Consider the following 24,261-nt stretch of genomic DNA (forward strand, 5'->3'; position numbering starts at 1 on the left):
ACCATGTCCGTATCCTGCCGCGACGCGCCCGGTCGGCGGGTGCCGACGCGGGCGCGTCCGGATGATCGGTGACCGGCTCACCCGGCCGGGCTCCGCGTCTCGCGCCGTCCGAGGAGGAACCAGGCGGCCAGGGCGCCGGCCAGGACGAGGGCGGAGTTCACCAGGACGGCCACCGAGACTCCGGACAGCACCGCGTCGGGCCCCGTGGCCCCTCCCATGCGGGCGGTGACGATAGCGCTCATGACCGGGATGCCCAGGGTGATGCCGACCTGCTGGGTCATGGTCGCCAGCCCGGTGGCGAGACCCTGCTCCTCGTCGGGGAGGCCCGAGGTGGCGCTGACCATGAAGCCGACGATCATCAGCATGTTGCCGATGCCGCCGATGAACGTTGCGGCCAGCAGGAGTTGGATCCAGCCGCCCGAGGTTCCGAGCGCCACCAGGGACAGGGTGGCGGCGGCCTGGACGATCCCGCCGAAGGCGATGGTGCGCCGGGTGCCGAAACGGCCCACCGCGCGCCCACCGAGGGTGCCGCCGATCACCGTACCGATGCCCAGGACACCGAAGGCGAGGCCGGTGGCGAGCGGTGAGTATCCGAGGACCTCCTGGAGGTAGAGGGTGAGGAGGAAGACCAGGGAGGTCTCGGTGACGAAGGCGATCAGACCGGTGGTGTTGCCCCAGATCACGCTGCGGCGCTTCAGGATGTGTACGGGGACGAGCGGCGACGCCGCCCGCTTCTCGATGAACCAGAAGCCGACGAGGAGCGCCGCGCCCGCGAGCAGGGCGGCGAGGGTGGCGGGTGTGGTCCAGCCGGTTTCGCCCGCCTGGGTCAGTCCGTAGACGAGGAGCAGCAGTCCGCCGGTGACGGTCGCGGCGCCGGGCACGTCGAGCTTCGGGCGGACGGCGGGGCGCGAGTCCGTGATGACGGCCGGGGCGAGGGCGACGACGAGCGCGGCGACCGGCACGTTGACGAAGAACGCCCAGCGCCAGGAGAGCAGATCGGTGAGCAGTCCGCCGAGGATGGCCCCGGCGGTGAACCCGGCCGACATCAGCGCGCCGTTGAGCCCGAGAGCGCGTTCGCGCAGTCGGCCCTCCTTGAAGGCGGTGGTGAGCAGCGCCAGTCCGGCCGGGGTGACGGCGGCGGTGGCGAGTCCCTGCAGCACCCGCGCGGTGAGGAGGACTTCGGGCGAGTTGGCGAGGCCGCCCAGTGCGGAGGAGAGGCCCAGGAGGACCATGCCGCCGATGAACAGGCGCTTGCGCCCGACGAGATCGGCGATGCGGCCGAAGAGCAGGGTGAATCCCGCGGCGGCGAGGGCGAAGGAGGTGGCGATCCACTGGAGGTGGGAGAGGGAGAAGCCGAGGCCTTCGCCGACGACCGGGAGCGCCACGTTCAGGATGGAGAAGTCCACAGCGATCATGAACTGGGCGCCGAGGAGGAGGGTGAGGACGAGCTTCTGCCGTCCCGTCATGCGAGGGTCGGCTGCTTGCGGGGCCGCAGGTGCGACCGGTGCCGTGCTGGAGATGGACATGGGAGCCCTTTCCTGGGGCGGGACGACTTAATGGTTCCCTGGTTCCGTTAAGGTGGGGGTCACCGTAGCAGGAAAGGGCGCACTAATGGAACTGGAGACCCGTTATGGATGCTGAGGGCGGTGAGCCGGGCATGGTCCGGCCCGGTGGGCGAACGGCCCGGGTGCGGGACGCGGTTCTGCGGGCGGCGGGCGACGCCCTGGCCGAACACGGCTTCGGCGGGCTCGACCTCGCCGATGTCGCGCGACGCGCGGAGGTCGGCAAGACGACGGTCTACCGGCGCTGGTCCACTCCGGCCGGGCTGGTCGCCGACCTGCTCGCGTACATGGCCGACCAGTCCGTACCGCGTACGGACCTGGGTTCGCTCGACCAGGACCTCGCGGCCAACGCCCGACTCGTCGTCAGGACGCTCACCGACCCGCGTCAGGGCGCCCTCTTCACGTCCGTGATCGCGGCGGCGACCTGCGACACGCGTACGGCGAAGGCGCTGCACCGCTTCTACGAGGTGCGCGTCAAGGAGTGGGCGGGCTGCGTCGAGGCAGCGGTCGAGCGCGGTGAACTGCCCGCGGGTACGGACGCGTCCGAGGTGATCCGGGCCGTGTCGGCGCCGCTCTACTACCGGCTGCTGACCGGCGGGGGCGCACTCGACGAAGCCGCCGCCGACCGGGCGGCCGAAGCCGCCGCGGTGGCGGCGAGGGCAGGTGTGTACGTGAGCTGAGGGCCGCGGTGGACAGGGTGTGCCGCGCGGGAGCCCCGGCGCACGGTCAGCCGATGCGCGTACCCGTGCCGGTCACCCGGACGCGGCTGTCGCCGGGGCGCAGCTCCACGGTCAGGGTGCCGGGGCGGCCCATGTCCTCGCCCTGTTGAAGGGTGAGGACCGCGGCCTCCGGGACGAGAGCCAGGTCGCGCGCGTACGCGCCGAAGGCCGCCGCGGCCGCGCCTGTCGCCGGGTCCTCGACCACTCCGCCGACCGGGAACGGGTCGCGTACGTGGAAGACCGCCGGGCCCTCGCGCCACACCAGCTGAATTGTCGTCAGGTCGAGACGGAGCATGAGCGCTTCGAGGCGCGCGAAGTCGTAACTCAGGTCCGCGAGCCGTTCGCGGGTGGCGGCGGCCAGCACGAGGTGCCGGGCGCCCGCGTACGAGATCCGGGGCGGCATGGCCGGGTCCAGATCGGCGGCCGGCCAGTCCAGCGCCGCCAGGGCCTCCGCCAGATCCTCCGGACCGGCCTCCGTGACCTGTGGCTCGACGCTGGTGAGCGTGGCGCGCAGTTCGCCTTCCTCACGGCTGACGGTGACCGGGACCGTACCCGCCCGGGTGGAGAACACCAGGTCGCCCGGACCGTCGCGCTCGGCGAGGGCGATCGCGGTCGCGACGGTGGCGTGACCGCAGAACGGCACCTCGGCCCTGGGGCTGAAGTAGCGGATCGTAAAGGCCCGGCCGTTCGCCTCGGTGAGGAAGGCCGACTCGCTGTAGCCGAGTTCGGCGGCCACGGCGAGCATCGCGGTGTCGTCGAGCCCCGAGGCGTCCAGGACGACGCCCGCGGGGTTGCCGCCCTCGGGGTCGGCCGAGAAGGCGGTGTACCGCAGGATGCCGGCGGCGGAAGCGGAGAGGCCGGGGGTACCGGAACGCTGACTCATGTAGCGGCTCAACCCCGTCCGCGCCGAAGGCATTCCCCGGTACGGGCCGGAGCCCGGACCGGGTGGCGGACGTGCCTCAGCCCCGGCCCACGTACGGCATCGCCGTCGCCAGGACCGTGGCGAACTGCACGTTCGCCTCCAGCGGCAGTTCCGCCATGTGGAGCACCGTTCGCGCCACGTCCGCCGCCGCCATCACCGGCTCCACCGCCAGTTCGCCGTTGGCCTGGAGAATGCCGGTCCGCATCCGCTCGGTCATCTCCGTCGCCGCGTTGCCGATGTCGATCTGCCCGCAGGCGATCCGGTACGGACGTCCGTCCAGGGACAGCGACTTCGTCAGCCCGGTCATCGCGTGCTTCGTCGCGGTGTACGCGATCGAGTGCGGACGCGGCGCGTGCGCGGAGACCGAACCGTTGTTGATGATCCGGCCGCCCTGCGGGTCCTGCTCCTTCATCAGCCGGTACGCCGCCTGCGCGCACAGGAACGCGCCCGTCAGGTTGACGTCCACCACGGCCCGCCAGTCCTCGTACGCGATGTCCTCGACCGGCACCGAGCGCGGCCCGAACGTCCCCGCGTTGTTGAAGAGCAGGTCCATCCGGCCGAACCGCTCGCGCACGGCGGCGAAGAGCGCGGCCACCTCGGCGGGGTCGGCCACGTCCGTCGGTACGCACAGGGCGTCGCCGGCCCCCGCCTCCCGCGCGGTCTCCTCCAGTGCCGCCGGCCGTCGCCCGGCCAGGGTCACCGACCAGCCCGCGCCGGCCAGGGCCAGTGCCACGGCCTTCCCGATTCCCGACCCGGCACCCGTGACGACAGCGGTCCGCCGCTCAGCGTTCATGGCCCGGTAGCGTACGGGAGGTGGGGGTGCGGACGGCACGCAGTGCTCATCGGGTTGCCATCGGGATGTTGTGCACGCGACAACAGTCGGTCGTCGCCCCGCATTCCAATTCCCCCGACAGCAGCCGTCAGGGGAGGGGCACATGACACCCGCACAGATCGCCGCAACGCCTGCGCAGCCGGGCCACTCGACCGAACTCCGCGCCGCCGCACAGCATCTCGGCGCCGGACTGGACCGCCGCCGCTTCCTCACCGTCACCGGCGCCGCGGCCGCACTGGCCTTCGCCGTCAACCTCCCCAGCGCGGGCGCCGCCGGCGCCGCCGAACTCGACTCCCGGCAGATCACCGAGGACCCCTTCACACTCGGCGTCGGCTCGGGCGACCCGCTGCCCGACTCCGTGCTGCTCTGGACGAGACTCGCCCCGCGCCCTTACGAGCCGGGCAGCGGGATGCCGGCCGCCCGCGTCAGGGTCCGCTGGGAGATCGCCCGCGACGAGCGCTTCAGCCGCATCGTCCGGCGCGGATGGAGCACCGCCCATCCGGAGTTCGCCCACAGTGTCCACGTGGACATCGACGGACTCGACTCCGACCGCGTCTTCTACTACCGCTTCCGCGCCGGCACCTGGATCAGCCCGGCAGGCCGGACCCGCACGGCCCCGGCCCCGGGCGCGGCCAACAGCTCGCTGAGCATCGCGGCGGTCTCCTGCCAGGCGTACCACGACGGCTACTTCACCGCGTACAGGCACCTCGCCGACGAGGACGTCGACGTGGTCTTCCACCTCGGTGACTACCTCTACGAGTACGCCGTGAACGCCACCGGCGGCGCCCGTGCCTACACCGACCGCACGCTCCCGGGCCACTACAACCGCGAGACGGTCACCCTGGAGGACTACCGGCTGCGCTACGCCCTCTACAAGTCCGACCCGGACCTGCGGGCCGCCCACGCCGCTCACCCCTTCGTCGTCACCTGGGACGACCACGAGACGGAGAACAACTACGCGGGCGGCGCCCCCGAGAACAACGTCCCGCCGGAGGAGTTCCTGCTCCGCAGGGCAGCCGCCTACCGCGCGTACTGGGAGAACCAGCCGCTGCGCTCCCCGCAGCGGCCGACCGGCCCGGACATGCGGCTCTACCGCCGCCTCACCTTCGGCCGGCTGGCCCAGTTCGACATCCTCGACACCCGCCAGTACCGCAGCAACCAGGCGTTCGGTGACGGCTGGAAGGTGCCGGGCCCCGAATCCCAGGACCCCGCACGCACCATGACGGGAGCCGAGCAGGAGCGCTGGCTGATCGACGGCTGGCACGCCTCGCGGGCCCGGTGGAACGTGGTGCCCCAGCAGGTCGTCCTCGCCCAGCGGCGGGACGTACCGACCGACGCCTTCAAGCTGTCCATGGACTCGTGGGACGGCTACCCGGCCTCCCGGCAGCGGATTCTGAACGGTGCGCAGGCCGCCGGGGTCGACAACCTGATGGTGCTGACCGGCGATGTGCACGTCGGCTACGGCTTCGACCTGAAGAAGGACTTCGACGACCCCTCCTCCCGCACCATCGGTACGGAGATCGTCGCCACGTCCATCAGCAGCGGCAAGGACGGTGCGGAGCGGCCCGCGAACTGGACGAACCTGACGCAGGCCAACCCGCACCTGAAGTTCTACAACGGCCGCCGGGGCTACGCGCTGGTCACCTTCGGCACGAAGGAGGCCCGCGCCGACTTCCGTACGGTGTCGGGGGTCACGACCCCCGGTGCGGCCGTGACGACCGCGGGCTCCTTCGTGACCGAGGCGGGAAACCCTGGGCTCACGCCCGCCTGACAGCGGGACTCGTCGGCCGGGTAGCGGACGCCGATGCGGTCACGTACCGCGTCGAGCGTCCGCATCACGGCGAGGGAGCCGTCCAGCGGTACGAGCGGGGACTCCGTCTCGCCCGCCCGGATCGCGCGCATCACCTCGGCGGCCTCGTACTGCATCCCCGAGAGGCCCCGCGGACCGGGGCCCGAGTCGAACTCCTCCGGGTCCCGGCCCGGCCGGTGCAGGACGAACCGCTCCGGGTGGAAGAAGCCGTGCGGGAAGTCGATGCGGCCGGCCGTGCCGGTGACCGACGCGGTCGTCGGGTGGTCGCCGACGAGCGAGCAGGCGAGCAGCGCGGTGGCGCCCGAACCCGACCAGCCCAGCAGCATCCCGGTGTTCAGGTCGGTGCCCTCGGGGGAGAGCAGCGCGTCCGCCTGCACCCGGTCCGGCTCACCGAGCAGCAGGTGGGCGAAGGAGACCGGATAGACGCCGAGGTCCAGCAGCGCGCCGCCGCCCAGGGCCGGGTCGAGCAGCCGGTGGCCGGACTCGAACGCGCCCGCGAACCCGAAGTCGGCCTGGATCGTGCGGATGTCGCCGATGGCGCCGTCCCGCACGAGTTCGGTCATCCGCCGGATGACGGGGTTGCAGTACGTCCACATCGCTTCCATCAGGAACAGTCCGCGCTCCCGGGCCAGTGCGACGAGCTCCTCGGCCTCCCGGGAGTTGAGCGTGAACGACTTCTCGCACAGCACGTGCTTACCGGCCTCCAGGGCGAGCCCGGTGGCCTCCCGGTGCGCGGAGTGCGGCGTGGCCACGTACACCACGTCCACCTCGTCGTCGGCGAGGAGCCCCGCCCAGGACCCGTACGCGCGCTCGATCCCGAACCGTTCGGCGAACGTCTTCGCGGAGGCGTCCGTGCGGGAAGCCACCGCGACCACCTCGGCATCCGGCATCCCGAGGAGGTCCTCGGTGAACCGCGCGGCTATACCGCCCGTTGCCAGCACGCCCCATCGCACAGTTCTGCTCATGTCCGCCCCCATAAGTAAACGGTTCCGACCACCGTGGTTGAGCTGAGAGCATAGATGCGGATTCAACGATGTGGAGATGAGAATGCCGGACAGCGGCGGAAGCCGGGCCCAGAAAGAGCACATACACACGACAGGGACCGGCGTCGAAGCCGGTGCCGCCCCGATCACATCCACCCCCGCCGCCCGGCGGACCGGACTGCTGGTCACCCTGGTTCTCGGCGGACTGACCGCGCTGCCGCCCCTCTCGATGGACATGTACCTCCCGGCACTCCCGGAGGTCACCGACGTCCTGCACGCCCCCGCCTCGACCGTCCAGCTCACCCTGACCGCCTGTCTGGCGGGCATGGCGCTCGGCCAGCTCGTCGTCGGACCGATGAGCGACCGGTGGGGCCGGCGCAGACCGCTGCTCCTCGGCATGATCGTCTACGTGATCGCGACCGCGATCTGCGCGTTCGCCCCGACCGCCGAACTCCTCATCGGCTTCCGGCTCCTCCAGGGGCTGGCGGGCGCGGCCGGCATCGTCATCTCCCGGGCCGTGGTGCGTGACCTCTACGACGGCGTGGAGATGGCCAAGTTCTTCTCCACCCTCATGCTCATCTCCGGAGTCGCCCCGATCATCGCCCCGGTGATCGGCGGACAGGTGCTCCGCTTCACCGACTGGCGGGGCATCTTCGTCGTCCTCACCGGCGTGGGCATCGTGCTCACCCTGGTCGTGTGGAAGTGGCTGCACGAGACGCTGCCGCCCGAGGAACGCCACGGCGGCGGCGTCGGCGAGGCGCTGCGCACCATGCGCGGACTGCTCGCCGACCGGGTGTTCACCGGCTACATGATCGCCGGCAGCCTCGCCTTCGCCGCGCTCTTCGCCTACGTGAGTGCCTCGCCGTTCGTCGTGCAGGAGATCTACGGCGCCTCGCCGCAGACGTTCAGCCTGCTCTTCGGCATCAACTCGATCGGCCTGATCGCCGTCGGACAGATCAATGGCAAGGTGCTGGTGGGCCGGGTCAGCCTGGACAAGGCGCTCGGCTTCGGACTCGGCGTCATCTCGCTGGCCGCCGTCGCACTCCTGCTGATGACGTCCGGGGTCTTCGGCGACGTCGGCCTGCTGCCGGTTTCGGCCGGACTCTTCGTACTGATGTCGGCGATGGGCCTCGCGATGCCCAACACCAACGCCCAGGCACTCATGCGTACGAAGCACGCGGCCGGCTCGGCGTCGGCGCTGCTCGGCACGTCGTCGTTCCTGATCGGGGCGATCGCCTCGCCGCTCGTCGGAATCGCGGGGGAGCGAACGGCCGTGCCGATGGCCGTGGTGCAGGTGGTCTGCGCGCTCGGAGCGGTGGTGTGCTTCCTGGCGCTGTGCAGGCCGTGGCAGCGGGCCCGTACGGCGGGCGGGCTCTGACGGCGGGCGGGCTCTGACGGGGCGGGACGCGGGGCGGGCGCTCGTGAGGGCCCGCCCCGGCCGGTCAGCCGCTGCGGGGATAGCCGATGAGATGGAGCCGGTCCCTGCGGTCCGTCCAGGGGAACAGGCCGACGCCCGCCGTTTCCATCCCCGGCAGCCGCACATTCGGTGACAGCGGTGAGACCGTCCCGCTGGTGAGCTCCATCTCGACCGGCTCGCCGCCCCCGTCCAGGGCGTCCGACGCGTCCCGCACGTTCGTCGCGCCGTAGGCCACCCCCCGGTCCGTCACCGAGGCGAGCGTCACCGAGGCCGAACCGTCCTCGTCCTCCAGACAGAACCCCTTCGCCGCCCCCAGGTCGAACCCCAGGTTCCCAGCCACGAGATAGCCGTCCGACGCCGCTACGACGGCCTCCGGATAACGCCCCGGCTCGATCGCCGGCCTGTGGCACTCCACCGAGACCACCGGCTTTCCCGTCGCCGCTTCGTGCACCGCCCACAGCTCATGGCTCGCGGCTCGCTTCGCGCCCTTGGCCAGCTGCCATTTCGCCAGGATCCACCCCGGCGCCACGGACGTCGGCACCCCGCTCCGCCGGTCGGTGCCCTTGGGCGCCACGTTCCGGCTGAACCAGCCGCCCCGCACCCAGAACTCCTCTGCCCCGCTCACCAGCAGCCCCTGCCCGGTCTGGCCCCGGACCTCCGTGAGCTGCTTGCACGCAGGGCAGCCCTTCGGATACTTCAGCGCGGTGGAGGCGACCCGGGACACCTCACCGGTGGCCGGATCGATCATCGCGCTGTTCGCACGCCCGTCACTGATCAGGATGTCGGGACCGGTGGCGGTCACCTTCGGCGCGCCGCTCCACGGCACCTCGGCCCGGCGGCGGCTGCCGTCGGCGGCGTCGTACACGTCGAGGGAGACGAACGTGTCCGTGGCGGAGAGGCCGTCGCCGACCTTCCCGTACGCCCAGGTCACGAAGAACTGCCGGTCCGCCGCGGCCACGGAGATCAGCTTCGGGAAGTGCAGCGGGTCCGGCGGGCGCCAGGCCGGGCCGCTCCACGCCAGCTTTCCGGATGCCGCGTCCAAGGTCCGCAGCTGGTAGCGGTTCCCGGAGGCCGTCACCAGGAAGGCCAGCCGGCCGGTCGGCCGGGACACCGCGAACTCGGGCGCCGCGCCGATGATCTCCCAGCCGTGGGCCGTCGAGTAGGCAGGCGGGACGGTCAGCCGCGTCGAGGGACCGGAACTCTTCGCCGCCGGCTTCTTCGGAGACCCGCCGCTCTCGTCGCTGCCGCCGTCGCCCCCGCAGGTCGCCAGCAGGAGCAGCAGGGCCAGGACCAGCACCCCTCCGGCCAGAGCCAGGCGCACGATCCTCTGTCTCATTGGTCCCCCCGATGAGCAATCCCCGAACCTCGCGGCGGTCAGCGTAGCAACAGCCCACCGGGGGACAGCAGTTCGGTTTCGTCGCCGTTCCGTCCCGATTCCGTACCGGCGGACGGGCGGCGGCCGGCCTGCCGCCTGCCTACAATTCGGCGGTGAACGCCTCCACCCCCACCGCGGAGTCCCTGCGCACGGCCCTGGCCGTGCTGCTCGACGGGCTGCCGCCCAAGCAGGCCGGCCAGGCAGTCGACCGGCTGATCGCCAGCTACCGCGGGACCACGCCCACAGCGGCCCCGATCCTGCGCGACCGCTCCGACGTCGTCGCGTACGCCGCGTACCGGATGCCCGCGACCTTCGAAGCCGCACGGTCCGCGCTCGCCGCCCTGCGCGAAGCCGCCCCGCACTGGGCTCCCGCCACGCACACCGATGTCGGGGGCGGCACGGGTGCGGCGAGCTGGGCGGTGGCCGGGGCCTGGCAGGGGACGGCGACCACGGTCCTGGACTGGGCCGAGCCCGCACTCGTGCTGGGCCGCGAACTGGCGGCGGCGTCGGACCTCCCCGGGCTGCGCGGAGCCCAGTGGCAGCAGGCCAGGATCGGCGCCGCACTGGAGCTCGCGCCCGCGGACCTGGTGACCGTCTCGTACGTACTCAAGGAGCTCACCCCGCAGGCCAGGGCCGAGCTGGTGGACGCGGCGGCGGGCTCCGCACAGGCCGTGGTGATCGTCGAGCCCGGCACCCCCGACGGATACGAGCGCGTCATCGAGGCCCGTACGCGGCTGATCACCGCCGGGTTCACCGTCGCCGCGCCCTGCCCGCACGACGACGCCTGCCCCATCGGACCGGGCACCGACTGGTGCCACTTCTCCGCCCGGGTCAGCCGCTCCTCGCTGCACCGGCAGGTCAAGGGCGGCTCCCTGAGCCACGAGGACGAGAAGTTCAGTTACGTCGCCGCGACGCGCTTTCCCGTGACGCCCGCCGCTGCCCGGGTCACCCGCAGGCCGCAGATCCGCAAGGGGCAGGTGCTCCTCGAACTCTGCACCCGCGACGAGGCCCTGCGGCGCGACACGGTCACCAAGCGGCACGGCGAGCTGTACCGGGCGGCCAGGGACACCGCGTGGGGTGACCCCTGGCCGCCCGAGGCCTCACAGCCGTAGCTCCTGGGTGCAGCACTTCACGCTGCCCCCGCCCTTCAGCAGCTCGCCCAGATCCCCATCGGCACCGGATCGAAGCCGCGGTCCCGTTGGCGGCGAAGACCACGTCCGGCAGGCCGGGGCGAGGAGTCAGCAGGTCGACGGTGTGCCCGAGCGTGCGGTAGCGGTCGCGCAGATGTGGCGTCACGGTTCAATGCGGGCTCCTCTCGAACGGCATCCTCGGCTGCGGAACGGTGGGACGCACCGTCGGTGCGTGAGCTCGTGGTGCGCCGCGCCCGGCCGATCCGCAGTGCACCGACCGGGTGGTTCGTACGGGGGTCCGAGCGGGCGGTCCCCGGGCCCGCCCTCCGCCGAACCAAGACGAGACGTATCGGTTGGCTCCACGCTAGATTGGCGGACATGTCACCCACCAAGGCCCCCGACTCCAGCCGCCGCAGCGACCGCTCCCGCCGCGCCATCCACGACGCCGCTCTCGCCCTGGTCGTGGAGGTCGGCTACGGGAAGACGACGATCGAGGGGATCGCCGCCCGGGCCGGGGTCGGCAAGCAGACGATCTACCGCTGGTGGCCGTCGAAGGCGGCCGTACTCCTGGAGGCGTTCACCGCCCTCGCGGAACGGGCGGCGGAGACCGCGGGGGAGGTGCACGGGCTGCCGGACACCGGGGATCTCGCGGCCGACCTCAAGCGCGTCCTGCGTGCCACCGTCGACGAACTGAACGACCCGGCGATCGAGGCGCCGACCCGCGCGCTCACCGCCGAGGGGATCGTCGATCCGAAGCTGGGCGCCGAATTCACCGAGAAACTGCTCGACCCGCAGCTCCAGTTCTATGTCACACGCTTGCGCGCCGCCCAGGAGGCCGGACAGCTCAGGGCCGGTATCGACCCCCGCATCGCCCTGGAGCTGCTGATCGCACCCCTGACCCACCGCTGGCTGCTACGGACCCTCCCGCTGACACACGCGTACGCCGACACCGTGGTCGACTACGCCCTCCGGGGCCTGTCGGCGGAGGACTGAAACAAGCCCGGTATGTCATGACATCCGGCGTGATGGCACTCACCTTCGTGTATCTCACCCCGTACCCGCTCGAGAACTCTGGCCACCCAGGGCGCAGGATGGTGGGACGATGGAGAGGCAACGTGAGGTGAGGGGATAGATGGGCGCCGATTCCGGCCGTTATCGCGGCACAGAGAACAGGATTACCCAGTGGCTGCGGCGACGACCCAAACCGCAGCGGGCCGAAGCCGATGACAGGGCGGCCCGCCTGGAGCTGCTACTGGCCGTCGCCGACGCGGGCATGCCGATCTCGCCCGCCGCGCATCCGAACGGTTACCGGTGTTCGTGCGAACGCGTCGGATGTCCGACCCCCGCGCGTCACCCCGTCTCGTTCGCCTGGCAGACCCAGTCGACGACCGACCGCGCGCAGATCGAGCGCTGGGCCGAAGGCCAGCCACTGGCCAACTTCATCACCGCGACGGGCATGATCCACGACGTCCTGGACGTCCCGCTGACCGCCGGTGCCGGAGCTCTGGAACGGCTCCTCGCCGCCGGGATCGACGTCGGCCCCGTCGCCCGGTCCGGCCAGGACAGGATGCTCTTCTTCACCGCCACCCGCGGGACCCCCGAGGACGAGGACGAGTGGTGGCCCTGCGAGCTGGACTGCCACCCCGAGACCATGGACGAGCATCCGGGGCTGCGCTGGCACTGCCGCGGCAGCTATGTCCTGATCCCGCCCGCGCGGCTTCCCGGTGAGCTGGATGAGCTCGATGTGCACTGGCTCAGGGGACCGGAGCATCCGCTGCCGGATCCGCTGACCCTGCTGGAGACGCTGACCGACGCGTGCGCGCAGTACGCGGACTCCGCGGAGCAGAGCGACCTGGACCACGATTCCGTGGCATGGCCGCTCAGCCGCTAGGTCCTGTCTGGAGTTCCCCCGCGGCGTCGCGGCGTCCGGCACCGCCGCCTCCGGCGTTGTCGTCAGTCGCGAGGGCTCCGCCATCGCTCCCTCCTCCGCCTTGGATTCGACGGCACCGGACGCCGCTCCTTCTCCCGCGCTGGAACTCCAGACAGGACCTAGGACCGGGCGGTGCTATGAACCCTTCGCGGCCGTCAGGCCGGGAAGGCGGTTCAGTACGCGTACCTTGCCGTCGCCGTCCGACGCGTTCCGCCCGGGGACGTACACGAGCTGGCTGGAGACCCGCTCCTTCGTGAGCGAGCTCTTGACCTCGCCCGTCAGCAGCGCCTCCACGTCCGAGTTCAGCACCGGCTTCAGCCCCGGAGCCGCTGTCTGCCGCTCGAAGTGCTTGCTGCTGAAGAAGACCAGCGCCCCGCCGTCCTCCGTCGTGAGTCCGAGCGGCGCGAACGTTCCCGTGTCCAGGGACTGGTCGACGTACTGGTACGAGAAACCGGCCACCCGCGTGTTCTTGCGCGTGTCGCGCCATGCCGAGGTGGCCGGCCCGGGGGCGAACACGTCCGGGTCGCCGTCCTTGAGATAGTCGGCGTACGTCGTGCTCAAGTCCACCGGCTTCACGGCCAGTTCGGCCGCGTCCGCGGTCACCGGCTCGGCCAGACCGTCGTCGTCCACCCGGAAACCGGGAAGCTGGGCAGGGGTGACGACCGCCAGATAGGCGGCCTTCCACAGCGCGTCGGGACCGGTACGCACGAAGACCAGCAGCCAGCGGGTGTCCAGCTTCCCCGCGTCCTGGTCACGGTTGGAGTCGGTGTCCGCGACGAACCAGCGGGGCCAGCCGGCCTTCTTCGGGATCGTGTACGTGGCATCGGTCAGCTCCAGCGGCCGGTGGGCCGGGTTGCCTTCCGGGCTGTTCTTCTGCCGCGCCTTGAGACCCGCCTGGTTGATCGCACCGAGCGAACCGGTCACCCGGTCCGCGTCCAGCGCCGGATCGTACGCCTTGTCCGCCTTGTTGTAGGCGCTCGTGAAGTCCTCCAGGGCCCGTGCGGCCTCAGACTTCGTCGCTCCCGGTACGACTTCCAGCTCGCCGTGCACCGTCACGCAGCCGCTCGCCGTCACGCTCAGCACTGTCGCCGTCGCGAGCCCCGCCGCCAGTCGCCCCAGCCTTCTCATCCGTTGCTTTCTGCGCCTTCTGATCCGTCGCCCGCACTGACCGTCCGAACCCTACCGGGGCGAGGAACAGCGCGAGCGTGGGGACCAGATACAGCGCCCACACCGTGACCTGAAGAACGGTCGGATCGGGCTGGAAGTTGAACACGCCCTTCAGCAGCGTTCCGTACCAGCTGTCGGGCGGGACCGCGGCGCTGACGTCGAAGGCCTTGTTCCGCAGACCGGCCAGGAACTCCGCCTCCTGGAGGTCGTGCACGCCGTACGCCAGCACACCGGCCGCCACCACGACCAGCATCCCGCCCGTCCAGGTGAAGAATCTCGCGAGGTTGATCCGCAGCGCCCCGCGATAGAACAGCCACCCCAGCACGACGGCGGTGGCGATCCCGAGAAGGACCCCGATCAGCGGCGACGAGGACCCCTCGCCGCTCGCCCGCACCGACGCCCACACGAACAGCGCGGTCTCCAGGCCCTCACGGCCCACCGCCAGGAAAGCCGTCGCCACGAGCGCGCCGGTGCCCATCGCGAGCGCCGCGTCGAGCTTTCCGTGCAGCTCCGCCTTCAGATGCCGCGCGGTGCGGCGCATCCAGAAGACCATCCACGTCACCAGGCAGACCGCGATGATCGACAGCGAACCGCCCAGCGCCTCCTGCGCCTTGAACGTCATCTCCTGCGAACCGAATTCCAGCGCGGCACCGAAGGCCAGCGAGATCGCACAGGCGATCCCGATGCCCGTCCACACCGGGCGCAGCGCGTCACGGCGTTCCGTCTTGACCAGGTAGGCGACGAGGACGCACACGACGAGGCTGGCCTCCAGCCCCTCGCGCAGGCCGATCAGATAGTTGCCGAACATGCCGGTCCTTCCGCAGTGCGGACCAAGGGAACGTGGTTCACGAGAACAGGGCCCGGCCCCACCAGTCGTCCTTGTCACGGACGCCCGGCGGGACGGCGAACACGGCCGAACCCACGTGCTGGATGTACTCGTTGAGCGCGTCGTGCGCCGCCAGACTCCGCTGCACCGGAATGAAGCCGGTGCGGACATCACGCTGGTACGCCAGGAAGAACAGGCCCGCGTCGAGCCGCCCGAGGCCGTCCGTACCGTCGGTGAAGGAGTAGCCGCGGCGCAGGATCGTCGCCCCGTCGTTGGTGTCCGGGTGCGCGAGACGTACGTGCGCGCTCGGCAGCATCGCCTTGAGGAAGGGCTCGTCGCGTTCCTTCGCCTTCCCGACCGGTGCGCCCTCGCCCTTGTCCCGGCCGAAGATGTCCTCCTGCTCCTGGAGCGGAGCCCGGTCCCAGGTCTCGATGTGCATCCGGATGCGCCGGGCGACGAGGTAGGACCCTGCGCTCATCCAGCCGGAGCCGTCCCGTTCGCCGACCCAGACGTGCTTCTTCAGGGCTGCCGCGTCGGTACCGGAGACGTTCCTGGTGCCGTCCTTGAAGCCCATCATGTTGCGCGGGGTCTGCTCCTCGGGCGTGGTCGACGAGGTCTTGCCGAAGCCCAGCTGCGACCACCGGATCGCCGTACGCCCCATGCCGATCCTGGCGAGGTTGCGGATGGCGTGCACCGCGACCTGCGGGTCGTCCGCGCACGCCTGGACGCACAGGTCACCGCCGCTGCGGCTCGCGTCGAGATTGTCGCCGGGGAACTTCGGCAGCTCGACGAGTGCCTCGGGGCGCCGGTCCTCCAGCCCGAACCGGCCCTTCGCGAAGAGGGAGGGGCCGAAGCCGATGGTGAGGGTCAGACGGGAGGGCTTGAGGCCGAGCGCCTCGCCCGTGTCGTCCGGCGGAGCCTCCGGCAGCCCTCCGTACGCCCCCTCGCCCACCGGGTGTCCGGCCGTCATCAGTTCGGCGGCCCGGGTCCACTCCTGGAGCAGGGCGGCCAGTCGGGCCCGGTCCTGCGTCGTCACGTCGAACGCCGCGAAGTGCAGCCGGTCCTGCACGGCGGTGGCGATCCCGGCCTGGTGCGGACCGTGGAACGGCACCTCGGCGCCGCTCGGCCCGACGGGCGCCGTGGCCCCCTCGGAGCGCACCGCGGCGACCGCGCCGCCGGCCGCGACGGCGCCGAGCGCGAGCCCGGAGCCGCCCCAGCCGAGCAGGGCACGGCGCGAGGGGCCGTGGTGCCCGTCCGGGGAGGACCGGTCCGGCGCTCCGGATGGGTTCCGCGCGTCCTGGGACATGAGAGGCAGCCTCCTCGCCGTTGTTACTTCGTCACCGCGGCGGCGAGCCGGGACAGCGGCTCCGCGAGCGCGTTGACCGCGTCCAAGAGCTCCTTGCGGTCCGCCTTGCCGACCTTGTCGTACGGGGTGAACTCGTAGGAGTCCTTGTCCTCGCGGTAGGTGTCCAGGAGCGTGTTCAGCGCGGCGAACTGCGTGTCCAGGGAGGCGGTCAGCGCGGCGTCGTTCTTCGACGCGACCGGCTTCAGCAGCGCGTACGACTTCTCCGCACCCTCGACGTTCGCCTTGAAGTCGACGAGGTCGGTGTGGCTGTAACGCTCCTCCTCACCGGTGACCTTGCCGGTCGCGACCTCGTCGAGGAGTTCCTTGGCGCCGTTGGCCATCGAGGTGGAGGTGATCTCCGCCTTGCCGACGCGGTTCTGCCAGTCGACGAGGTCCTTGTAGAGGACGGGCGCGAGGGCCTTCTCCTCGGCACCCAGCTTCTCGTCCTGCCACAGTGCCTTCTCCAGGCGGTGCCAGCCGGTCCACTCCTGGCCCTCCTCCAGGCCGTCCGCGCGGACGTCGACCTTCGGGTCGATGTCACCGAAGGACTCCGCGACCGGCTCGGTGCGCTCCCAGCCGATACGGGAGTCGGCGTACGCCTTCTTCGCGGCCTCGATGTCACCGGCGGCGACGGCGTCGGTGAAGACCTTCACCCTGGGCAGCGTCTCGTCGGCCTGCGCCTGCACATAGGTGCGGTACTCGGCGACGGCCTTGTCCATCTCCGGGCTGCGCTCGGCCGCCGCGGCGCCGGTGACCTCGATCTTCTGCCGGATGCCGTGCCCCTTCATACCGGGCTTGCAGGCGATCTCGTACGAACCGGCCTTCACCTCGGCGGTGATCGTCGCCTTGGTGCCGGGGCCGATGTTCTCGCGCTCGGTGACGATGCGGTCGTCCGGGAAGAGGACGTAGACCTCGGTGACCTTCGATCCCTTGTTCTCGACGGCCAGTTCGACATGGCCGGCGGGGATCTTCGTCTTCGAGACCTCGCAGGAGTCGTCCTTCGCTACGACCTGGACCGCGCCGTCGCCCTTGGCGTCGCTCTTCTCGGCGCAGCCGGTGACGGCGGTCAGTGCGGCCACGGTCGCGGCGGCGGTGACGACGGACAGACGAACGGCTCGCATGCGGGCTCCACGGAATGAGGTCGAAGGGGATTGTCGAAGGGAATGGGGGACAGCCGGGCAAAGCCGGGTGAGGCAAACCTAACTTAACCGAGCCTTACCTTACCCGTACCCCCTCTGGAGGTGATTCGGCTCTCATCTTCCGCGGCGAAGAACGACCTGGTCACAGTCGCCCCATCAGCGACCCAGGGGCGGGTCAAGCAATGGTCAAGCGCCCCTTGCCGGTACGACGGGAGGCACTCCGGTCCGCGGGTGCGGGAAGACGTCGACCGGCTGCCGGCAGACCTCTCCGGGCGGCTTCCGGCGCCGGCGCCGTCGTGGCCGCCGGTACGGCCCTGTCGCGCCTGGGGAGCCCGTACGGTGCTTGAATGCGCGTGTGAACGACTTCGGCGTACCCGACGGCATCGACGTCCTGCGTGTGTTCTGCGGTCCGGACGGGCGGCACGGCAATGCGCTCGGCGTCGTGCGCGAGGGGGGCGCGTACCCCGGCGAGGCGTCCCGGCAGACGCTGGCGCGCACGCTCGGCTTCAGCGAGACGGTGTTCGTCGACGATCCGGAGCGCGGGCGCGTCGACATCTACACGCCGGGGCTGCGCCTGCCCTTCGCCGGGCATCCGCTCGTCGGCGCGGCCTGGCTCCTCGACCTGGAGGTCCTGGAGCTGCCGGTGGGAGACGTGTTCGCCCGCCAGGACGGCGAGTTCACCTGGATCACCGCCCGCCCGGAGTGGGCGCCGCCGAGGGCGCTGGAGCAGTACGCGTCGGCCGCCGAGGTCGAGGCGCTGACGGGACCGCCGCCCGGCGAGGGGTGGCTCTACGTATGGGCCTGGGAGGACGAGGCCGGGGGCCGCGTCAGGGCGCGCGCCTTCCCCCGGAGGGGCGAGGGCATCGTGGAGGACGAGGCGACCGGCGCTGCGGCGTTGCTGCTCAGTGCCGCGCTCGGCCGGGCCCTGAACATCAGACAGGGACGCGGCTCCCAGATCCTCACGGCGCCCGGGCCCGACGGCACGGTGGAGGTAGGGGGCCGCGTCCTTCTGCTGCGGGCGGTTCCGGCCGCGGTGTGAGTGCGGCCTGGTGCGTCAGGCGCTGAGCGGGAAGACCTCGCCCAGCTCGCGGAAGACGGCGGTGTTCAGCGCGAAGGCGCGCTTGCACTCGTCGATGATGCGCTGCTTCTCCAGATCGTCCGCGTCCACCGCGTCCAGCAGCTCCCGGTAACCCCGCTTGAACGCGGCCGGGTTGGCGATCTCCTCGAAGACGTAGAACCGCACCCCGTCACCCTTGCGCGCGAAGCCCCAGGTCTTCTCCGCCTTGTCGCGGATGATCTGGCCGCCCGAGAGGTCGCCGAGGTAGCGCGTGTAGTGGTGCGCGATGTAACCGGCGGGCCAGGTGCGGGCGCACTCGGCGACCCGCTCCGCGTACGCGGCCGTGGCGGGCAGCGGCGCCAGGCCCTCGCGCCAGCCGGGACCGCGCAGATGTGCGAGGTCCCGCTCCAGCTCGGTGCTTCGCATCAGCTCGGACCGTATGAAGGGACCGGCGGCCGGGTCGCTCCGCAGGGACTCCGCACCGTCCTCCAGCGCCCGGTACACGAACCACAGCTGTTCGGTGTAGCGCGTGTACGCGTCCACGCCCAGGCGTCCGCCGAGCAGGTCGCCCATGAACGTCGAGGTCTCCGCCTCGGTGTGCTGTTGGTGCGACGCCGTGCGGATGAGCGTGGAGAAGGGGGTGGCGGTGCCGGGTGCGTCCAAGGCGGGCCTCCGAAGACCAGGGAACGGGAAGTCCGGAAGAAGTCCAGAAAGAGACGGACGTATCGGATCTGCCGCCAACGGTGGACAGCAGCGCTCGCGATACGTCGATCTTCCTGCTTAGGCGTACCTAAGTCAACTGGTTCCCGACTGTCTGTCGGTAAAAAGATACGCCCGGACGCACCGGCGCGGGAGGTTACGGAAGAGTGAGGATCTCCGCCCCCGTCTCCGTCACCACCAGCGTGTGCTCGAACTGCGCCGTCCGCCTGCGGTCCTTCGTCACCACGGTCCAGCCGTCGTCCCACATGTCGTGCTCATGGGTGCCGAGCGTCAGCATCGGCTCGATCGTGAACGTCATCCCGGGCTGCATCACCGTGGTGGCGTGCGGGCTGTCGTAATGGGGAACGATGAGACCGGAGTGGAACGAGGAATTGATCCCGTGCCCGGTGAAGTCCCGCACCACCCCGTAACCGAAGCGCTTCGCGTACGACTCGATGACCCGGCCGATCACGTTGATCTGGCGCCCCGGGCGCACTGCCTTGATGGCCCGGCTCAATGCCTCCCGGGTGCGCTCGACGAGCAGGCGCGACTCCTCGTCGACCTCACCGCACAGATACGTGGCGTTGTTGTCGCCGTGCACCCCGTTGATGTACGCGGTGACATCGAGGTTCACGATGTCACCGTCCCGCAGCACGGTGGAGTCCGGGATGCCGTGACAGATGACTTCGTTGAGCGAGGAGCAGAGCGACTTCGGGAAACCCCGGTAGCCGAGCGTCGACGGGTACGCGCCGTGATCGACCATGAAGTCGTGGGCGACCCGGTCGAGCTCGTCGGTGGTGACACCCGGAGCGATGTGCTTCGCGGCCTCCTCCATCGCCTGTGCGGCGATACGGCCCGCGATCCGCATCCGCTCGACGGTCTCGGCATCCTGGATCTCCGGGCCGGTGTAGGGCGCCGGAGCCGGCTTGCCCACATACTCGGGGCGCCGGATGTTTCCGGGCACGGAACGAATGGGAGTGATCTCCCCTGGTACGAGCAGCGACTGGCCAGACATGCGAGCGAGTCTAACCAGCGGGCTCGGGGCAGCATGATCACAAGGAAAGGAAGCGACGATGGCCCTGTTCAAGAAGCGCACCGTCGGCAAGCCGGGCGAGTGGTACTACTGCCTGGAGCACAAGAAGGTCGAGGAAGGCCCCGAGTGCCCGGCGAAGGACCGTTTCGGCCCCTACGCGACGCCGGAAGAGGCCCGCCACGCCATGGACACCGCCCAGGAGCGGAACCTGGAGTGGGAGACCGACCCGAAGTGGCATGACAGGACACCGCCCCAAGACCCCTCCGGCGACTGACGGATCACTTCCCGTACCGCGCCTCCCTACCCCTCCCCGCTCTCCCGCTCCTCAGACGCCGGACGGGTCCGCGTGCTGCGCCCGTCGCCTGGCCGCGTCCTCGTCCGTCTCCGAGTCGTACGACAGAAGCTTCGGCAGCGCCGCCGCCAGCAGGGCGACCGACACCACGCACGCCACCCCGCCGGTCCAGATGGCCGGCCGTGTCCCCGTCCAGCCCGCCATCGCGCCGGCCCTCACCTGGCCCAGCTGCGGGCCGACGCTGTACGACAGCACCTCGATGCCCGCGAGCCGGCCCCTCAGCTCCTCCGGAACGGTCTGGTTCCAGATCGTCGCCCGGCCCAGGCCGCTCAGCATGTCGCCGGCGCCCGCCACCGCCAGGCACACCAGCACCAGCCACACTTCGCCGAACCAGCCCGCCGCCGCGATCGCCAGGCCCCATACCCCCGCGCCGAACACCACGAACAGCCCGTGCCGCCTGACCCGCGAGGTCCAGCCACTGGTCAGCCCCAGCACCAGGGAGCCGACCGACCCCGCCGCGTACATCAGGCCGAGCGACCACTGCGCGTCCAGCTCGTCCGCCAGGAACGGAAAGATCGCGTTGGGATAGGCGAAGAACATCGCCGCCAGGTCGATCGCGTACGTCCCCAGCAGCACCGGCCTGCTCCACGCGTACCGCGCGCCCTGCGCTATCCCGCTCAGCGACGGCTTCGGCGCGTCATGGGCCGCAGGCGCGGGGGCGAGCCGCAGACAGAGCAGGACGGAGACGGCGAAGGTGACGACCGTGACCGCGTACGCCGTGGCGTGCCCGGCGTAGGCCACCACCAGTCCCGCCAGCGCCGGACCGGCGATGGCGCCGATCTGCCAGCGCAGGGAGTTCAGCGCCGCCGCGGCCGTCTGCTCGCCGTGCGGCACGATCCTTGCGATCAGCGAGTCCAGCGCGGGCCGTTGGAGCCCCGCCAGCGCCGCGACCCCCGCGGCCACCACGTACAGCGGCCAGAGCGCCGGTTCGGGCATCAGCGCGTTCACCAGCAGGATCACCGCGAGCAGCCCGAGTCCCGCCTCCGTGCCCAGGATGACCTTGCGGCGGTCCGCCGCGTCGGCCAGCGCCCCGCCGTACAGCCCGAACACGATCAGCGGCACCAGCTCCACGGCGCCCATCGCGCCGACGGCCAGGGGTGATCCGGTGAGGTGCTTGATCTGCAGGGGCAGCGCGATCAGCGCCATGAAGCTGCCGAAGTACGTGATCAGACCCTGGCCCCACAAGAGCTTGAAGTCGGCCGAGGAGCGCCAGGGCGAAAGATCGGGAAGGAGCGCGGCAAGCCTGGCCCGCCAGGGGATCGGAGACGTCACGAGGGGTCATGGTCCGGGCGCCCGGGCGCCCCGCGCAACCGGATTACCGGGCGGGCCGGAGGTCTCACCAGCGGGCGGGCGGCGGCGCCGTCAGCTGGTCGGCCAGCCGGGAGAGCCGGTCGCGGAACGAGCGGCGGGCGCGCGGCGCGGGCCTGCTGTTCTCCCCGGCCGCCGCACTCACCAGGTGCTGGACGGTGTCGAGGTCCACCTCGTCCTCGCCGGTGACCGAGAGCGACTCGTGGGCGAGACCCCGCACCTCGGAGTCGTCGCCGCCCAGCGCCAGCACGGTCGCCCCGGCCCGCCTAGCGTCGTGCACCCGCTCCAGCAGGCCGCCGTCCGGCCGCTCGGGCGCCACCACGAGCAGGGTCTCGCCGCGTCGCGCCGCCTCGATCCGGCCCAGACCGACGGCCAGGTGGACCGGGTCGCCCGCCTCCACCCGGTGCCGCACCAGGGTCGGCCGCAGCTCCGGCAGCCCGGACCAGGTGGACTCGTCGACCAGATGCGCGGCCAGGTGCCACGGCTCGTACACCTCGGTCCCCACGAGCAGCAGCCCGCCGCCGTGCGGGACCACGGACGAGCGGAGCGTCCCGGCGAAACGCCGTGCCGCCGCGGGCCACTCGGTCCCGGCGAGCACTTCCCGCAGCAGTGCCACTCGTACGGCGTCCATGCTCCGGCATGATGCCTCAAGGCCTGCCCCGCCGAACCCCGTTGGCGGCGAACCCACCCGAACGTGAGCCCTCGGACAGCGGGCCGGCCCGGCTCGCACCGCCGCGTTCCACGCCCTACCTGGCAGTAGTGTCGGGGCCATGACTACCCATGACAGCGGCAGCGCGCCCAAGCCCCCCGCCAAGGACCCCTGGGACCTTCCCGACGTCTCCGGACTGACCGTCGGCGTGCTCGGCGGGACCGGCCCGCAGGGCCGCGGCCTCGCCTACCGCCTCGCCCGCGCAGGCCAGAAGGTGATCATCGGTTCCCGGGACGCCGGACGAGCCGGTACGGCAGCCGCCGAACTCGGCCTCGGCGTCGAGGGCGCCGACAACGCGGACTGCGCACGGCGCAGCGACATCGTGATCGTCGCCGTCCCGTGGGACGGCCACGCCAAGACCCTGGAGTCCCTGCGCCAGGAACTCGCGGGGAAGCTCGTCGTCGACTGCGTCAACCCGCTCGGCTTCGACAAGAAGGGCGCCTACGCCCTCAAGCCCGAGGAGGGCAGCGCCGCCGAGCAGGCCGCCGCCCTGCTGCCGGACTCCCGGGTCACGGCGGCCTTCCACCACCTCTCGGCGGTGCTGCTCCAGGACACGGCGATCGAGGAGATCGACACCGATGTGATGGTCCTGGGCGAGGCCCGCGCCGACACCGACCTCGTCCAGGCCCTCGCGGCCCGCATCCCCGGCATGCGCGGCATCTTCGCGGGCCGGCTGCGCAACGCGCACCAGGTGGAGTCCCTGGTCGCCAACCTGATCTCGGTCAACCGCCGCTACAAGGCCCACGCGGGGCTGCGCACCACCGACGTGTGACGGCTCCGGGGCCGCCCGGCACCGGGCGCCACCGGCCCCGGACCGGCTGTGCACGGCCGGGCGGCCCCGGACCGGACAGCGAGCGGAACCGGGCATGAGGGACACTGGACGGGATCGCGCACCATCCCCGGACAGGAGCCCCCCCCATGCCCCGCCTCGCCCTCTACGCCCTCGCCGTCTGCGTACTCGCCGTCGCCGCGGCGGTGGTCTCCTTCGTCCAGGGCAGCTGGCTCGGGATCATCTGGGTGCTGCTGGCCGGTCTGTCCTCCAACATGGCGTGGTTCTACCTCCGGCAGTACCGCGCGCGGGCCGGGGCCCACGACGCCGCCTAGCGGTTCACCGAACAGACAGGGTTCTGCTCGCCCCAGAACTCCTGCCAGAACCGGTAGGTGTCCTGTCCGCAGTACGACTCGATCTCGCTGACCCCGAGCCCGCCCAGGAGTCCGTCGACCGCCTCGAAGAACGCGATGTTCACCTCGGGGATCCACAGGACGCCGAAGACCGCGATCAGCCCGAACGGAGCGAATGGCTCCACCTGGCGGCGGAACCTGTACGGGAGCCAGGGCTCGATGACCCCGTAACCGTCGAGGCCCGGCACCGGCAGGAAGTTCAGGATCGCGGCCGTGATCTGGAGCAGGGCCAGGAACGCCAGCGCGTCGCGGAACGCGGTCGGCACCCCGTCCAGGGCGTCCAGCCAGAACGGCGCCGTGCAGACGATCGCGAAGAGCACGTTGGTCAGCGGCCCGGCCGCGGAGATCAGGCTGTGCCGCCACCGGCCGGTGATCCGGCCCCGCTCGATGTAGACCGCGCCACCCGGGAGCCCGATCCCACCCATGATCACGAAGAGCACGGGCAGCACGATGCTCAGCAGGGCGTGCGTATAGGCGAGTGGGTTGAGTGACAAATACCCCTTTGCTTCGATCGTGATGTCGCCGCTGTGCAGTGCGGTGCGGGCATGGGCGTATTCATGGAGACAGAGTGAGACGATCCAGGCCGCGGTGACGAACAGGAAGACCGCGACGCCGGTCGGTACGGCGAAGTCCGTCCACACCGCCCAGCCCGAGACCGCCAAGACGGCGGTGATCGCGAGGAAGACCGGGCTGATCCTCCGGTCGCTGCGCGTGGCTGCGGTGGTCATCGGTGCGACTCCTGGTGGCTGGACGGAACGCGGCCG

Annotated in this window: 23 protein-coding genes and 2 pseudogenes; 10 read left to right on the forward strand and 15 right to left on the reverse strand. The window is 71.3% G+C overall.

Features of this window, described 5'->3' with window-relative positions; all coding sequences use genetic code 11:
• Positions 1-77 precede the first annotated feature (77 nt).
• Positions 78-1,526 (reverse strand): MFS transporter, encoded by a 1,449-nt coding sequence (locus tag F0344_RS26890; RefSeq protein ID WP_219732155.1) that lies wholly within the window; start codon positions 1,524-1,526, stop codon positions 78-80.
• A 104-nt stretch (positions 1,527-1,630) separates the two neighbouring features.
• On the opposite strand from F0344_RS26890, the gene F0344_RS26895 reads away from it, so the two are divergent.
• Complete coding sequence (locus F0344_RS26895) at positions 1,631-2,242, forward strand: TetR/AcrR family transcriptional regulator (RefSeq protein WP_185301218.1); 612 nt, start codon at positions 1,631-1,633, stop codon at positions 2,240-2,242.
• Positions 2,243-2,288: 46 nt separating this feature from the next.
• On the opposite strand, the gene F0344_RS26900 is transcribed toward F0344_RS26895, so the two are convergent.
• Positions 2,289-3,164 (reverse strand): PhzF family phenazine biosynthesis protein, encoded by an 876-nt coding sequence (locus F0344_RS26900; protein ID WP_258050134.1) that lies wholly within the window; start codon positions 3,162-3,164, stop codon positions 2,289-2,291.
• A gap of 76 nt (positions 3,165-3,240) precedes the next feature.
• The gene (locus F0344_RS26905; RefSeq protein ID WP_185301220.1) at positions 3,241-3,996 is read right to left on the reverse strand and encodes an SDR family oxidoreductase; all 756 of its coding nucleotides are present in this window, start codon (positions 3,994-3,996) and stop codon (positions 3,241-3,243) included.
• A gap of 142 nt (positions 3,997-4,138) precedes the next feature.
• Here F0344_RS26905 and F0344_RS26910 point away from each other — a divergent pair, with 142 nt between their 5' ends.
• Positions 4,139-5,806 carry an alkaline phosphatase D family protein gene (locus F0344_RS26910; protein ID WP_185301221.1) on the forward strand — a complete coding sequence of 556 codons (1,668 nt, stop codon included), beginning with the start codon at positions 4,139-4,141 and terminating at the stop codon, positions 5,804-5,806.
• A gap of 320 nt (positions 5,807-6,126) precedes the next feature.
• Here the strand turns inward: F0344_RS26910 and F0344_RS26915 are convergent.
• Positions 6,127-6,933 (reverse strand): annotated as a pseudogene (locus F0344_RS26915) (Gfo/Idh/MocA family protein); the annotation flags it as partial.
• On the opposite strand from F0344_RS26915, the gene F0344_RS26920 reads away from it, so the two are divergent.
• Positions 6,893-8,206: a multidrug effflux MFS transporter gene (locus F0344_RS26920; protein ID WP_185302916.1), complete on the forward strand. Its 1,314-nt coding sequence runs from the start codon at positions 6,893-6,895 to the stop codon at positions 8,204-8,206. The pseudogene F0344_RS26915 and the gene F0344_RS26920 overlap by 41 nt on opposite strands.
• Positions 8,207-8,270: 64 nt before the next feature.
• Here F0344_RS26920 and F0344_RS26925 read toward each other — a convergent pair whose 3' ends face one another.
• A complete protein-coding gene (locus tag F0344_RS26925; RefSeq protein ID WP_185301222.1) occupies positions 8,271-9,581 on the reverse strand; it encodes a hypothetical protein in 1,311 nt (436 codons plus the stop codon).
• Between the two features lie 152 nt (positions 9,582-9,733).
• Here F0344_RS26925 and F0344_RS26930 point away from each other — a divergent pair, with 152 nt between their 5' ends.
• Complete coding sequence (locus tag F0344_RS26930; protein ID WP_185301223.1) at positions 9,734-10,732, forward strand: small ribosomal subunit Rsm22 family protein; 999 nt, start codon at positions 9,734-9,736, stop codon at positions 10,730-10,732.
• Here F0344_RS26930 and F0344_RS36155 read toward each other — a convergent pair.
• Positions 10,721-10,818 (reverse strand): annotated as a pseudogene (locus F0344_RS36155) (amidinotransferase); the annotation flags it as partial. The gene F0344_RS26930 and the pseudogene F0344_RS36155 overlap by 12 nt on opposite strands.
• A gap of 310 nt (positions 10,819-11,128) precedes the next feature.
• On the opposite strand from F0344_RS36155, the gene F0344_RS26935 reads away from it, so the two are divergent.
• A complete protein-coding gene (locus tag F0344_RS26935) occupies positions 11,129-11,743 on the forward strand; it encodes a TetR/AcrR family transcriptional regulator (RefSeq protein ID WP_185301224.1) in 615 nt (204 codons plus the stop codon).
• 139 nt (positions 11,744-11,882) lie between these two features.
• A complete protein-coding gene (locus F0344_RS26940; protein ID WP_185301225.1) occupies positions 11,883-12,641 on the forward strand; it encodes a bifunctional DNA primase/polymerase in 759 nt (252 codons plus the stop codon).
• Positions 12,642-12,815: 174 nt separating this feature from the next.
• On the opposite strand, the gene F0344_RS26945 is transcribed toward F0344_RS26940, so the two are convergent.
• The 4 genes from F0344_RS26945 to efeO are packed head-to-tail and all read right to left on the reverse strand — an operon-like array spanning position 12,816 to position 17,139.
• Positions 12,816-13,799, reverse strand: a complete 984-nt coding sequence (locus F0344_RS26945; protein ID WP_185302917.1) for a hypothetical protein — start codon at positions 13,797-13,799, stop codon at positions 12,816-12,818.
• Positions 13,687-14,655, reverse strand: coding sequence for an iron uptake transporter permease EfeU (gene efeU, locus F0344_RS26950; RefSeq protein WP_185301226.1), 969 nt, complete (start codon positions 14,653-14,655; stop codon positions 13,687-13,689). Before efeU ends, F0344_RS26945 begins: the two co-directional genes overlap by 113 nt.
• Before the next feature lie 37 nt (positions 14,656-14,692).
• Complete coding sequence (efeB, locus tag F0344_RS26955; RefSeq protein ID WP_185301227.1) at positions 14,693-15,979, reverse strand: iron uptake transporter deferrochelatase/peroxidase subunit; 1,287 nt, start codon at positions 15,977-15,979, stop codon at positions 14,693-14,695.
• Positions 15,980-16,002: 23 nt separating this feature from the next.
• Positions 16,003-17,139, reverse strand: a complete 1,137-nt coding sequence (efeO, locus tag F0344_RS26960) for an iron uptake system protein EfeO (protein WP_185301228.1) — start codon at positions 17,137-17,139, stop codon at positions 16,003-16,005.
• 373 nt (positions 17,140-17,512) lie between these two features.
• On the opposite strand from efeO, the gene F0344_RS26965 reads away from it, so the two are divergent.
• Entirely contained in the window at positions 17,513-18,196 is a 684-nt protein-coding gene (locus F0344_RS26965) for a PhzF family phenazine biosynthesis protein (protein WP_185301229.1), read from the forward strand.
• Positions 18,197-18,211: 15 nt separating this feature from the next.
• Here the strand turns inward: F0344_RS26965 and F0344_RS26970 are convergent, their stop codons facing one another.
• On the reverse strand, positions 18,212-18,877 hold the full coding sequence (locus F0344_RS26970) for a biliverdin-producing heme oxygenase (RefSeq protein ID WP_185301230.1): 666 nt from the start codon (positions 18,875-18,877) through the stop codon (positions 18,212-18,214).
• 193 nt (positions 18,878-19,070) lie between these two features.
• Positions 19,071-19,928 carry a type I methionyl aminopeptidase gene (map, locus tag F0344_RS26975; protein ID WP_185301231.1) on the reverse strand — a complete coding sequence of 286 codons (858 nt, stop codon included), beginning with the start codon at positions 19,926-19,928 and terminating at the stop codon, positions 19,071-19,073.
• Between the two features lie 58 nt (positions 19,929-19,986).
• On the opposite strand from map, the gene F0344_RS26980 reads away from it, so the two are divergent.
• On the forward strand, positions 19,987-20,220 hold the full coding sequence (locus F0344_RS26980) for a hypothetical protein (RefSeq protein ID WP_185301232.1): 234 nt from the start codon (positions 19,987-19,989) through the stop codon (positions 20,218-20,220).
• 51 nt (positions 20,221-20,271) lie between these two features.
• Here the strand turns inward: F0344_RS26980 and F0344_RS26985 are convergent, their stop codons facing one another.
• Both F0344_RS26985 and F0344_RS26990 read right to left on the reverse strand, forming a co-directional pair.
• Positions 20,272-21,570: an MFS transporter gene (locus F0344_RS26985; RefSeq protein ID WP_185301233.1), complete on the reverse strand. Its 1,299-nt coding sequence runs from the start codon at positions 21,568-21,570 to the stop codon at positions 20,272-20,274.
• Positions 21,571-21,634: 64 nt separating this feature from the next.
• The gene (locus F0344_RS26990; RefSeq protein WP_185301234.1) at positions 21,635-22,237 is read right to left on the reverse strand and encodes a hypothetical protein; all 603 of its coding nucleotides are present in this window, start codon (positions 22,235-22,237) and stop codon (positions 21,635-21,637) included.
• A 139-nt stretch (positions 22,238-22,376) separates the two neighbouring features.
• Here F0344_RS26990 and npdG point away from each other — a divergent pair, with 139 nt between their 5' ends.
• Together npdG and F0344_RS27000 are read left to right on the forward strand one after the other, a co-directional pair.
• On the forward strand, positions 22,377-23,087 hold the full coding sequence (gene npdG / locus F0344_RS26995) for an NADPH-dependent F420 reductase (RefSeq protein ID WP_185301235.1): 711 nt from the start codon (positions 22,377-22,379) through the stop codon (positions 23,085-23,087).
• Positions 23,088-23,233: 146 nt separating this feature from the next.
• Entirely contained in the window at positions 23,234-23,419 is a 186-nt protein-coding gene (locus tag F0344_RS27000; RefSeq protein ID WP_185301236.1) for a hypothetical protein, read from the forward strand.
• Here F0344_RS27000 and F0344_RS27005 read toward each other — a convergent pair.
• A complete protein-coding gene (locus F0344_RS27005; RefSeq protein WP_185301237.1) occupies positions 23,416-24,225 on the reverse strand; it encodes a site-2 protease family protein in 810 nt (269 codons plus the stop codon). The genes F0344_RS27000 and F0344_RS27005 overlap by 4 nt on opposite strands.
• Positions 24,226-24,261 lie beyond the last annotated feature (36 nt).

It is taken from the genome of Streptomyces finlayi, assembly GCF_014216315.1.
Lineage (GTDB): Bacteria > Actinomycetota > Actinomycetes > Streptomycetales > Streptomycetaceae > Streptomyces > Streptomyces finlayi_A.